Origin of the sequence: Thioalkalivibrio sp. ALE23, assembly GCF_000378545.1 — a bacterium.
Lineage (GTDB): Bacteria > Pseudomonadota > Gammaproteobacteria > Ectothiorhodospirales > Ectothiorhodospiraceae > Thioalkalivibrio.
Genome location: NZ_KB900034.1, coordinates 194639 through 206896 on the forward strand (window position 1 = coordinate 194639; position 12258 = coordinate 206896).

At 66.9% G+C, this 12258-nt stretch carries 8 protein-coding genes; all 8 read right to left on the reverse strand.

Annotated elements, in window-relative coordinates; genetic code table 11:
• Positions 1–35 precede the first annotated feature (35 nt).
• On the reverse strand, positions 36–626 hold the full coding sequence (locus F573_RS0109625) for an invasion associated locus B family protein (protein ID WP_051075380.1): 591 nt from the start codon (positions 624–626) through the stop codon (positions 36–38).
• A 59-nt stretch (positions 627–685) separates the two neighbouring features.
• Positions 686–1795 (reverse strand): response regulator, encoded by a 1110-nt coding sequence (locus F573_RS0109630; protein ID WP_019022412.1) that lies wholly within the window; start codon positions 1793–1795, stop codon positions 686–688.
• On the reverse strand, positions 1773–3614 hold the full coding sequence (locus tag F573_RS0109635; RefSeq protein ID WP_019022413.1) for a PAS domain-containing sensor histidine kinase: 1842 nt from the start codon (positions 3612–3614) through the stop codon (positions 1773–1775). The genes F573_RS0109630 and F573_RS0109635 overlap by 23 nt, the downstream gene beginning before the upstream one ends.
• Entirely contained in the window at positions 3611–4180 is a 570-nt protein-coding gene (locus tag F573_RS0109640) for a molybdopterin-dependent oxidoreductase (RefSeq protein WP_019022414.1), read from the reverse strand. Before F573_RS0109640 ends, F573_RS0109635 begins: the two co-directional genes overlap by 4 nt.
• Before the next feature lie 158 nt (positions 4181–4338).
• A complete protein-coding gene (locus F573_RS14870) occupies positions 4339–8325 on the reverse strand; it encodes an autotransporter domain-containing protein (protein WP_196801796.1) in 3987 nt (1328 codons plus the stop codon).
• 240 nt (positions 8326–8565) lie between these two features.
• Positions 8566–10110 carry a glycosyltransferase family 39 protein gene (locus F573_RS0109660; RefSeq protein WP_019022418.1) on the reverse strand — a complete coding sequence of 515 codons (1545 nt, stop codon included), beginning with the start codon at positions 10108–10110 and terminating at the stop codon, positions 8566–8568.
• A complete protein-coding gene (locus tag F573_RS0109665; protein WP_019022419.1) occupies positions 10107–10868 on the reverse strand; it encodes an SDR family oxidoreductase in 762 nt (253 codons plus the stop codon). The genes F573_RS0109660 and F573_RS0109665 overlap by 4 nt, the downstream gene beginning before the upstream one ends.
• Entirely contained in the window at positions 10865–12160 is a 1296-nt protein-coding gene (locus F573_RS0109670) for an FAD-binding oxidoreductase (RefSeq protein ID WP_019022420.1), read from the reverse strand. The genes F573_RS0109665 and F573_RS0109670 overlap by 4 nt, the downstream gene beginning before the upstream one ends.
• Between the last annotated feature and the right edge of the window lie 98 nt (positions 12161–12258).

A 12258-nucleotide genomic window follows, 5' to 3' on the forward strand; every position in this document is an offset into this window, starting at 1 on the left:
GTAACGGCGCAGGGCGGCACCGCCAGAAGGTCGTCTCAGAGCCGATTACTGGCCGCAGTGAAGCCCATCAGGGAGACGTCAAAGACCAGCACCTGTTCCGACTGCAGCGGGCGGAAGCCCACGTTGAGTTCGCGGCCCCCGCGCAGTTCAGCCAGCATCTCGTCGGTCAGCTCGGTGGCCGCCACGCAGCCCTGCTGGATGCAGGTGACGAAGCCGGCATTGCGTTCTTCGCCCTCGTCGACCTGCATGACGATGCCCGGACGCAGATCCACGCCCAGCGGCAGCAGCAGTTCCATCACGTGTCGGTCGCCCTCGCGCCGCACCGTGGTCTGCAGATACGGCCCCTGCTGGCCCTGGTCCTCCACCTGCAGGGTCTGCTGCATCTGGCAGAACTCGCCGCCGTCATCCAGTTCCCAGCAAAGGCTTTCCCAGTCCTGGTGGGTGGTCACCTCCGGTTCCTGCTGTACCGGCTGCGGCGCCTGGGCCGGTGCCTGGCCCGGCGCCGGGGCCGGCTGCTGGGCCTGCTGCCCCGTGGCGATGGCGGGCGCCAGTGTCACCAGCGCGCCGAGCATCACTGCGGGGCGAACAAAGGAAAAGAACAACGAAGGATGCGAGGTCGATAACATGCAACGGCTCCTGATTGATTAAGAGGATTTTACGTCATCCAGTAAGGGGCGGCCCGGGCTCATTCCACGGCGAGGGTCATGGAGCCGGCCAGCACCAGGGCGACCAGTTCCGCCTGGCGATGGGTGTCGGTCTTCTGGAACAGGTTGCGCAGGTGGAAGGTGACGGTGGTATTCGACACGTCCATGCGCCGGGCGATGTCGGCGGTGCGCCAGCCGTCCGCCAGGGCCAGGGCGATGCGGGCCTCGGTGGGGGTCAGGTCGAACAGGCGGGCCAGGACGTCTTCCGGCAGGCGGGCGCGCCGTTCGGGGTCGGACAGGAGGATCACGGCCGCGGGTTCCTCCTCCCCGGCCTCCCGCCCGGCCTGATCGCCGCTCCCGGGCAGGGGATAGATCATGACCAGGAGTTCGCGCCGGTGGTCGTCGCTCGGCAGGCGCATGCACTCAATGGCGTCATCGGCGGCCGGGTCCTCGGCAAGGACCCGGCGCAGGGCCTCGCGCAGGCGTCGGTCGTCCTCGGAGTGTACCGGCTCCGGCGGGCGTCCTTCCTGCAAGGTCAGTGCGTCGCCGGCCATGCGCCGCGCCGCGCGGTTGGCCAGCAGCACGCGGTTGCCGTGGTCGAGCAGGACGACCCCGGGAGCGACCGGATCCAGGGCGCGCGCCGCGAACTCCAGGCTGCGGCGTCCCTGATCCCGGCTCTGGCCGAGTCCACCGAGGGTACGGCGCAGTTCGGCGAACTCGTCCTCTTTCTTCTGGCGCATGCGCCGCACCTGGCGCAGGCGGGCCTCCACGGTCGCCAGCAGCAGGTCGAAGTCCACCGGCTTGACCAGATAGTCGTCGGCGCCCGCGCGCTTGCCATCGACCACCTCGCGCGGGTCGGACAGCGCGGTGAGGAACACGAACGGGGTGTCCGCCAGTTCCGGGCCACGTTCGCGCACCGCGGCCAGCAGTTCGTAGCCATTCATGCCCGGCATGTTGATGTCGCACAGGATCAGGTCGGGGTGTACGGCGTCGATCTGCTCCAGGGCTTCGTCGCCATGGGCCGCCTCGATGGCGACATGACCCGCCTCGCTCAGTTCTTCGCAGATGTCCCGGCGCAGCAGGGCTTCATCCTCGGCGCAGAGGATGCGTGCGGCCGGGACGGCGGCATCATTCGGTGTGCTGTGGTTCATCCGGATCCTGTCCTCGCGGGAGTTCCAGCGTGAATGTAGACCCTTCCCCTTCGCGGGAACGGACGGTCAGGTCGCCGCCCTGGGTGCGCGCGAGCTGGCGGGCGATGCCCAGGCCCAGACCGATGCCGGTATGGCGGGCGGCATTGCGGGCACGGAAGAAGCGGTCGAACAGCCGCGCCTGGTCTTCCTCGGGGATGCCGATCCCGTGGTCCGTGACGTGGCAGGTGATCTTCTCCGGTTCGGCGCGCAGCTCAACCTCGATGGACGCGGTCTCGGACGAGTATTTTCCCGCATTCGACAGCAGGTTGGCGAGGATCTGCTCGACCAGCGCGCGATCGCAGCGCGCCATGACCGGTCCATCCGGGGTGACGCTCAGATGCATCGGATTGTCCGGGGTGATCTGCCGCTGGGTTTCGATCGCCTGCTCCACCAGCGGGCGCAGGTCGCAGGGACGGGTGGATGCCGATACGTGGCCGCCCTCGAGGCGTGCCGAGGTCAGCGCGTTCTCGATCAGCCGGGTCATGTGGGCGACGGTGTCGCGCAGCTGACGGTAGCGCCCCTCGCGGGTTTCGCGGTCCATGGACTCCCCGCGCCGCAGCAGGCGCTGCAGGCCCGAGTCGATGATCGCCAGCGGGGTGCGGAACTGGTGCGAGGCCATGGCCGCAAAGCTGCGGTAGAACTCGCTGACGCCGCGTTCGCGCTCCAGCGAATGCTCGAGACTGCGCGCGGCGTCCTTGTAGCTGGTGATGTCGGCCAGACGCAGCACCTGGCCACCGTCATCGGTGCGGCGCAGGGTCATCTGGACCCAGCCGCGGCCGGGGACCTCCAGATCGTACTGCGCACCGTCGTCCGCGGTGATCTCCTCCGGGTTGCCGTGTTCGGTGTCCGGTCGCGTGACGGCGCGGATGCGGTCGAGCAGGGTGTCCAGCGTCTGCCCCTCGTCCAGGGCCCCGTCCGGCAGCGGCAGCAGGCCGGCGAACTGCGGGTTGACCAGGATCAGGCGGTCATCGGAATCGAACGCGGCAAAGCCGTCGGGTGCGGTGTCGATGGCGTCCACCACGCGCCGGCGCTCGGCTTCCAGGTCGCGGGTGCGGTTGCGGACCTCGATCTCCAGCCGGTCGCGGTGTGCGGCCAGCGCCTCCTGTGCGTGGCGCCGCTGCCGCAGGGCATTCATCAGGAGGGCGGTCAGCAGGATCCCGGTGACCAGGATGCCGATCATCATCACAATGGCCTGGATCAGGCTGGCGCGGTGTTGATCCAGGCGTTCCCCCGTGCTCTCCCATTCCTCGATCATCACCGCGTTGGCGATGCGGTTGAGTGCCGACATCAGGGGCTTGAGTTCGGCATGGATCGCGTGGGCCGCCTCGACGTTGTCGGGGGCGACGTCGTCGATCATCGGCTCGATGCGCTCCAGCTGCTCGAAGGTGCCGTCCAGTGTTTCTTCCAGCCCGATGTCCTTGACGTAGCGCCGCTGTGGCCCGGCATCCAGCAGGACCAGGCGGCTGGTGAGGACGTCGTAACGCAGGCCGGGTCGGGCATCCGCGTCCCCCAGGGTCCGTCGGTGGACTTCCTCGTCCAGACGGTGACTGGCGACCTGCGCCTGGGCGGTGACCCACAGCATGTTCTCGTCCACATTGCTGCGCATGTCCTGTTCCACGTCGTGCAGGCGCATCAGCGACACCGTCAGGAAGATCGCGAAGGTAAGGACCGCGAGCACCGGCAGGACATACGTCGAGACGCGGCGCAGGCTGGGGACGGCCGAGGGATCCGGGGCATGGCCACGCTCGGGTGCGGACTCGCGGGTCGGGCGCGCGATCATCGCACCTCCAGGTGCTCCAGCTGCCAGACCCAGCGGTAGTCGTAGCGGATGTCGTCCAGCTCCGCGTGATCGTCCCGCGGGTAGACGATCCACAGCGGACCCTTGTCGCGCGGGGTCAGGGCCTCGCCATCCCGGGTATGCGCGACGACCACGTCATAGTCGTGGAAGTCCTCCATCGGGATGTCGACGATGTAGTCGTTCAGGGCCGTGGCCACCACCTCGTCACCCTCCGCACCGAGAGCCTCCAGCAGGTCGCGCATCAAAAAGCCCTCGAAGTGGTTGACCCCGTCGGTGACCACCGTGGAGGTCTCCAGTTCACGCTCCGGGAGGCGGTCCAGCATCGCCCGGTCCAGCAGGGCCCGGTCTCCGTCGTTCGCATGTTCGATGGCCCCCTCGACCCGCAGAATCACCTCGCCCTCGGGTTCGGCTCCCGGATCGAACCCCGGAGCGGAATCCCCGGGAGCCGCAGCAGTCGCACTGAAGGGCAGGGTCAGCAGCATGGCCACCAGGGCGGCAAGAAGGCCGGGCGCATGCGCGCCGGGCGGATGAATTCGGACGACGGACATGACAAACCTCCGGACGGATGGTAACCACCAGTTCGAAGGCAGTGTCGCGCGAAATCCTGCCCCATGGAAGAAGGGGGAAATCGCGCGCTGGAAACAGTGTGCCGGAACGTGGCCCGGGACACCCCCTCCGGATGGAGGGGGTGCGGCCTGCGGGGACCTTACCAGTTGCGCCGGAAGGTCAGGCCAATGGCGTGGAGATCGTCGGACGAGGCGATTTCGCCCTGGTAGCCGACGTTGAGGAAGGAATCCTCGTTGAGGCGGGCGTCCAGACCGGCGGCGACCCGCACGCGATCCCGGCTGAGGCGCGGGCCCTCGATGGTGAAGCGCGTGGACGTATCGGCCGCGAAGGCGGTGTCCATGCGGCTGGAGCGGTCGCCGTGCTCGTGCACCCAGGCGGCTTCGGCGTAGGGGGCGACCCAGCCGCCGGTGGTCTCGAACGCCTGATCGAAGCGCACGCCGGCCTGGCTTCGCAGCGAGTACTCGCTTTCGCGGTTCACATCCAGGTTGGCGGCCCCGGCTCCGGATTCCGAGAACCCGCTGCGGCGCAGGTGTTCGTAGTCCAGCCCGCCGAACGGGGTCAGTCGTGCCGTGTCCCCGACCTCGAAGGCGTACCCACCCTCGGCCCGCATGCCCACGCCGCGTGCGGAGTAATCGGCCTCGGCATTGCGCTCGACCGTGTCGACGAAGCGTTCGGTATCGATGCTGTGATAGGCCAAGCCGACGCTGCCGCGGGCGTAGAGTGCATCGCGCTGCCAACCGCCGTAAGCAGCCAGATGGTAGGAATCTACGTCGATGTCTCCGCTGGCGGAGTCGCCGCGGTTGCGGGTGTAACCCACGGCCGCGCCGAGATGGAACTCGTTCGAAACCGGGGCATCAAAGCCGATCGTCAGCCCGGTGAAGCGATAGTCGGCGCCGGTGGCGTTGGTGGTGTCGTCGATGTCACCACGACCGCCCTCGGCGTTGACCCACCAACCGCGGGAGGCGTCCGCGGCCTCGTCGAGCAGTCCGCGAGGTTGCCCGGCGGAGGCGAGCTGGAGACCGGCGAGCTGTTCCAGGCTGGCGGTTTCGCGCGGCGCCTGTGCGCCCCCGGGCCCGGGCATCCGGCCGGTGAGGCCGGCGCGGAAACGCTGGGCGCCGCGCAGCCCGATCTGCTGGGTATGGGTATGGTCCACACCCGAAAGATCGTCCAGCGCTGCCCGGGCGTTGTCCTCGTCCATCATCACGACCGCGCCGGTGATATCACTCAGGGCCTCACCGTCCACCTGCTCGTCCAGCGTGCTGGCCACCGCCCGCTGGTTGGAGGTTTGGGCGACATTGGCAAGGTCGGCGACCTGTGTGAGGGTCAGGAATACAGCGTCCTCGCCGTAATCCAGGGAGGTGGACAGGAAGGCGAAATCGTCGGTCACTTCGCCGAACTCGCCTTCCACCCCACCGTTTTCTGCGCTGAGGATGGTGTAAGTGGTTTCTGGCGCAAAGGTTGACCCGTCATCGGTGTCGTGTTCCGAGGTTACGTGGAGGGAGGCTTGCTCCTCAATGTCGATGTTGCCCCCAACCGAGACGTGATCGTTATTTACCCCTGCCTCGTCGCCACCGTCATTAACCTCGACGCGGTAGATAGAGCCATCTTCCAGAGTGAGATCGCTGAGATCGCCGTCATCTTCTATCGCAAGGCTGCCGATCGAGTTCCCCGGGGCGAGTGTTCCCTGCACGGAAACGTCCCCTCGTACCACGCCATCACCGGCAAGAACGCCTCCCGAACCCACTTCGACGCCACCACCGCTGCGCAACTCACCATTGACCACCACGGTGCCTGACGAACCATCATTTTCCGCGATGGAGGTGGTTCCACTCACATCGACTTTGCCGCCTTTGTCAATATGCAGCAGGCCAGAGCCTTGCCCGCCTCCAATTGCGCTCGACCGTCCCCCGCCTACGTTCAAGCGTCCGACGTCGTCGACGGTTGCACCGTCACCGATGAGCAACTCGCCAGTGCCGCGTTTGCCGACCGTAATACCACCAAAGCTATCCAGACTGGACTCGTTGCCTTCCAAGACCACGGAGCCCGATGAGGAGTGTTCTTCAGCTATGGTAAGTGTTCGGTTGCCGTTTATGCTGCCGTCAAAAACGCGCCCGCCGTCTTCGATCCTGAGCGTGGCTTGTCCCTCTTCCCCCACGACCGCGTCTCTAACAATCCTCCAGCGGCTGTTGTCACCGGTCACTATAACAGTGCCTTGGGAGCTTGAATCCCCTGCGCCGATACGAGCGCCAGTTTCTGCTGATGTTGTGCTATTGACGAATCCGCCATCCCGGATCTCGAGCTTCCCAATGCCTTCCTCATTAAGTCCAATAGTAATTCCCAGCGAATTTTGGAGCTCGGAGTCGTTCCCTTCTACTAGAATCCTGGCCGCTTCCTTGTCCGGGGTGTCCAGTCGGTTGCTGATGGTGGTGACGCCACTGCGGACTTCCCCGCCATCGAGTATCTCCAGGTCGGCTCGACCGCGCAGGTTCGCGCCGAAGGATGTTTCCAACCGGGAATCTTCACCGGAGACTACGACCCTGGCTGAGGATCCTTCCTCTTCCAGGTCCGTGAGGCCGAGTACCGATTCGATGTTCATTGTGGCACCGTCAAGGACGTGAAGCTCGCCATCACCGGCCACACCAATTTCGGCGCTGCCGCCAACGTCGACTTCGGAATCCTCACCCTCGATGCGAATCACACCCGATGCGCCTGGGTTACCGGCAACCTCCAGGTCGTTATCCATCGAAGCCTCGCCGCCGGAATCCACGATGAGGTCACCATCGCCGTTCCAGCCCACCGTGAGGTTGTTAGAGTCCCAACGACTCTCTGGGCCCGAAACGCGTACGGCGCCGTCTCCAAGGTCGTTGAAACCGATCCAGCCATCGGTACTGCTGACCGATCCGCCGTCCGTGATCTCCAGGTCGGCCTCCCCGGAGTTGCCGATACGCAGGCTGCCGCTGATCAGGCGGGAGTCATTGCCGTCAACGGTGATCGAGACTTTGGAGCCCTCTTGCACGGCGGCGAATGCAAGTCCGTCACTCTCTACCCGGGCGCCTTCCAGAATGTTGAGTTCCGCGTCCCCCCGGTTGCCAATGCGCAAGGTCTCGGACTCCCAGGAGGACTCGTCGCCGGTGACCGTGACGATTCCGGCACCGAACTGTTCACGACCGAGGTAGGAGTCGCCACTGGTCGCGAGTCCTCCATCTTGAATAGTCAGTTCACCGGAGCCTTCTCCCCCAACCTCGAGTTCGCCCTCAATGTCCAGAGTTGAGTCGGACCCCGCCACCGTGACTTCGCCATCCGATGCTGGCTCTCCCCCTGATTCACCCAGCTCGCCGATTACTCCGTCCCCGCCGACCATGACCGAGGCGCCGTCTTCGATCTGCATGAGGCCATCGCCATTGTCGCCACCAACGGTCATATCTCCGTCAACATCGATCTCAGAGTCTGATCCTGAGACTTCAACAAAACCATCTGCGCGTCCTGTCAGAAATCCGTCATTGCCACCAACGAGCAGGTCATTTGTCACAAAGGTTCCGCCGTCACTGACCGTCAGAGTTCCCTCACTTTGTTGACCGATGACCGCGTCGCCGGAGGTCACATTCAGGCTGCTGTCCTCACCGGTCACATTTACCGTTCCTTCCCCAGATTCCGTTGCAACACCTGCAACACGCAATCCGGTAGATCCACCGATCTCTGCTGTGCCTCCATCCTCAATGATGAGTTCGCCGGCATTGAAGGTCCCGACAGTCACTCCGAGAGCACCGGTATGGTTCCAGCTTGCATTCCCGCCAGAAACCTGGAGGCGCCCTCCGTTGGTGCCGTCGGCGATTCGCACTCGGCCGTTGGAGGTGAGGCTCCCATCCCCTTCAACCAATAATTCGCTGAAGAAGCTGTTGGAGTCGTTAATCGTCAGATTGCCGGTTACAGCTGATCCCTCGTCTACAACGGCGTTTGATTTTCCCGAATTCTCACGGCGAATGACCACTTCCGTATTGGCTTCTGGAAGGCCTTCGTCCCAGTTGTCTGCGTCAAACCAGTCACTGTTTTCTTCACCCGTCCAGGTAGTCGAGTCATTGGCACCAACACCATGTGCGCCGACCAGCAGGATGGCTGGTGCGAGCATGCCGCCTGCTAGCCACCGTCGTGATAGCGGTCCCGCATTGCGTCGAACGTGACGAAGGGCCAGGTAAATGGGGTTACGGCGAAAGGCGGTCATACGGTTACTCCTCGAGAAAGCCAGGGCTTGGGTAATGGTTCCAGTGACCCCCTGGAGGGGATGCCGGGCTTGAAGATGCCATTGGCAATCGCAGGATGCCCCCTCCAAATAGACGGGGAAGCCAAAAAAGGATGGCCGGGTGGGGAGCTAGTGGTTCGCGGAAGTTGCGTAGCGCTCGCGGAAGGCGCAGCGGCCTTCGGGGAGCCAGGCGGGGATGTCGTAGTAGCGTTCGCGGACCGGGCGCAGGACGTCCTCGTGGTAGGCGGCGTAGTCGAAGCCGTGGCCTTCGGCGACCTGCCAGGGGATGCCGCTGGCCTCGCCGGTGCGGATCTCGACGCGGTCGAAGAACGGTGCCAGTTCTTCGCGGTCGATCTCGCCACGGCGCGGGATGAACACGAAGTTCTCGCCGTCGAGGGCACGGAAATCGGTGATCAGGTCGTCCTGGCGGCCGTAGTGCGAGCCTTCGCCGAAGACCCCGAAGTAATGCCCGGAGTAATGGCTCAGCAAGGCCGAGCGCGAGTAGCTGCGGGTGAAGAAATGCCAGTCTTCCTCGGACCGGTCCGCGTCGGCGTAGGGCTCGGTCAGCGCGGCGACCTCCTCGGGCGCGAGGTAGAACACCGCACTGGCGTGGTCGCCGTGGCCGCGCAGCCAGTCCACCGGCAGGGTGGCGATGGCCAGCAGCAACAGCGCGTGCAGCAGGGCCAGCAGGCCGGAGAGCCAGACCGAGATCCGCAGGGCGCGGGTGGTGAGGAACAGCGCGGGCACCAGCAGCAGCGGGGCGAACACTGCCAGCCAGTGCAGCCCGATCCCGGCGAACGGCGAGAGCAGGGCGAACAGGCCCAGCGGGATCAGCCCGGCGGAGACGAACACCCCCAGGCGGTGTTCGCGCACCCCCTGCACCACGGCCCGGCGCTGGCGTGCGAGGAACCACAGCAGCCAGGGCGTGAACAGGTACACCAGCAGGGCGGCATAGGTCAGGGTGCCGCCGGGGTCGAAGCCGTCCCCGCCGTGGCGGTTCACCACGTTGAACATCACGTTGTACCAGCAGTTGTCCCAGTTCCAGTACAGGTTGAGGGCCACCGCCGGCAGCACGCCGAGGATGATCAGCAGCAGGCCGCGCCAGTGCTCGCGGGCGAACAGCAGGATGTGCAGGCCGATGGCCACGCCCAGCAGCACGGCGAAGTATTTCGACAGGAACGCCAGCCCCAGCGCGACCCCGCCGAGGAAGAAGGCCAGCGCCGCCACGCCCGGGCGCGGTTCCCGCAGCGCGTACCACACCAGGCCGGTGGCCAGCAGGCCGAACAGGATCAGCGGGGTGTCGGTGGCCACCAGCACGGCGATGAACAGCAGCGGCATGAACAGTGCCAGCAGCGAGACCAGGCGCGCCCGCACCGGGTCGTGCCGGTGCCACAGGGCGAGGATCAGCAGCGCCGGGGCCACGGACACCAGGATGCCGGGGATGCGGATCACCAGCGGGTGTTCGGACACTGCGGTGACCGCGCTCAGCCACCAGCCGATCATCGGCGGGTGGTCGTAGTAGCCGAGATCCGGATGGGCGGCCCATATCAGGAAATAGGCCTCGTCGCCGGTGATCGGCAGCAGCGTGGCGATCAGCGCCTTCAGCGCGATCACCGCGAGCAGCACCGCCGGGTAGTGGCGGGCGGGCCAGGGGGCGTCGGCGGGCAGGCTCACAGCCGCAGATGCCGGAACAGCGGGTCGGGGATGGCGCGGATGATCGTCATGATCACCCGCCAGAACCACGGCAGATAGGCCACCGCGCGGCCCCGGCGCAGCGCGCGCAGGATGCCGCGGGCCACGGTGTCGGGCGAGACCCAGAGCGGTCCCGAGCGGTCGAAGCCCTCGGTCATCGGGGTGTTCACGAAGCCCGGCTTGAGGGTGACCACGTCGACGCCGGCCGGTGCGAGGCGATGGCGCAGGCCCTGCAGATAGGTGGCCAGCATGCCTTTGGCGGTGCCGTAGACGTAGTTGCTCTGGCGGCCGCGGTCGCCGGCGACCGAGCCGATGGCGCCGATCACGCCATGGCCCTGCGCCTCGAAGTCGGGGGCGATGCGGGTGAGCAGGGCGACGGCGCTGGTGCCGTTGATGCGCAGCGCCTCCTGGGTGGCCTCCACCGAGTCGTGGCAGGTGGCGGGATCGGGCAGGCTGCCCCAGGCCAGCAGCGCGGCATCCACCTCGCCCAGGTGTTCGCGGGCGGCGGTCCAGGCGTTCTCGTGGGTGGCCGGGTCGGCGGGATCGGCGGCCAGGCCGCGGATGCGCTCGCCCGCCGGGTCGTCGCCGCGCACCCGCAGGTCGGCCAGCAGGCTTTCCAGCCGTTCGGCATTGCGCGCCACGCAGAACAGGTGCGCGCCATCGGCGGCCAGGCGGCGGGCGACGGCGGTGGCGATGGCGGAGGTCGCTCCGAAGATCACGACGTGGTTGAGCGGATTCATGCGGTCACCCGGCGCCAGAAGCTGGAGGAGAATTGAGGGTCGGTCAACTTAGCGAACTCGATCCATTCAGGAAACCCGGCACGGAACATCGCGCCGGACATGCGCGCGTCCTTGGCCGGGTACAGCGCCCCGTGCGCCTCGCGCACCACACGATCCAGTCGCTCGAACAGCGCATGGGTCGCCGCCCCGCGATCGGGGAAATCCAGCGCCAGGGTGGTGCCCGGGCGCGGGAACGACAGCATCCCGGCCGGCGACTGGCGGCCGAAGGTCTTGAGCACCGCGAGGAACGAGCCCTGGCCGCTGCGCGCGATCTGGCGCAGCAGCTCGGCGACGGCGTCGCGCGCGGTGCGTTCGGGGAGCACGCACTGGTACTGGTAGAAGCCCCGGCGGCCGTAGATGCGGTTCCAGTCGCGGATCCCGTCCAGCGGGAACAGCCAGCCGCGATGATGCGCCGGATGCGGACTGCGGCGCAGCGGCTGGCGGAAATACAGCTCGTTGAACGCGCGCAGGCCGGGGCCGTTGATCAGCGAGAACGGCGGGTCCACCGGCACCCGCCGCCGGGATTCGCGGAAGCGGGCGCGCGGGGGAGGGGTGACCGCGTGGCGCCCGGCGGAATAGATCCCGCGTCCGGCGGGCTGGCGGTGCCCGTCGGCCAGGCAGTCGATCCAGGCCACGGTGTAGGGCCATTCGCGGCGCGCGCGGGCATCCAGGGCCCAGAAATCGTCCAGGCTGTGAAAGCGTTCCGACCATACCGACATCCAGGCCGAGGACACCGGCACGAGCTGCAGGGTCACGGTCTCGATCAGCCCGGTCAGACCCAGCCCGCCGATGGTGGCGGCGAACCAGCGCGGGTTGTGCTCGGGGCTGGCCTCGACGCGGCCGGCATCGCTGCGGTGCAGGGTCAGGCGCTGCACGTGCGCACCGAAGCTGCCGGCGACGTGATGGTTCTTGCCGTGCACGTCGTTGGCCACCGCGCCGCCCAGGGTCACGAAGCGGGTCCCGGGGACCACCGGCGGGAACCAGCCGCGCGGCACGCTCAGTTCCAGCAGTTCGTCCAGCGTGACCCCGGCCTCGGCGGTGATTGCTCCAGTGTCGGTGTCGAACTCGACGAAGCGGTCCAGCCCGCGGGTGTGCAGCAGATGGCCGCCGGCGTTGAGGCAGCAGTCGCCGTAGGAACGCCCCATGCCGTGGGCCAGCAGCGGCCCGTCCGGCAGCCGGTCCGGGCGGAACGCCGGTGCGCTGTGCGCAGCGTGTTCCACCCGGGGAATCCGGTTCCAGCCGCTGGTCGTCATGCCGGTCTCCCGGTGCCCTTTCCGTCCTCGTCATTGCGAGGCCCCGCAGGGGCCGTGGCAATCGCCGAGGGCCGCCCGGGGTTCGGAGCGTGCGGCTG

Bases quoted from the DNA above. Each gene is read 5' to 3' on its own strand.
- F573_RS0109635 (WP_019022413.1), bottom strand. From the start codon at position 3,614: ATGATCGCGCGCCCGACCCGCGAGTCCGCACCCGAGCGTGGCCATGCC.
- F573_RS0109665 (WP_019022419.1), bottom strand. From the start codon at position 10,868: ATGAATCCGCTCAACCACGTCGTGATCTTCGGAGCGACCTCCGCCATC.
- F573_RS0109630 (WP_019022412.1), bottom strand. From the start codon at position 1,795: ATGAACCACAGCACACCGAATGATGCCGCCGTCCCGGCCGCACGCATC.
- F573_RS0109670 (WP_019022420.1), bottom strand. From the start codon at position 12,160: ATGACGACCAGCGGCTGGAACCGGATTCCCCGGGTGGAACACGCTGCG.
- F573_RS0109625 (WP_051075380.1), bottom strand. From the start codon at position 626: ATGTTATCGACCTCGCATCCTTCGTTGTTCTTTTCCTTTGTTCGCCCC.
- F573_RS14870 (WP_196801796.1), bottom strand. From the start codon at position 8,325: ATGCTCGCACCAGCCATCCTGCTGGTCGGCGCACATGGTGTTGGTGCC.
- F573_RS0109640 (WP_019022414.1), bottom strand. From the start codon at position 4,180: ATGTCCGTCGTCCGAATTCATCCGCCCGGCGCGCATGCGCCCGGCCTT.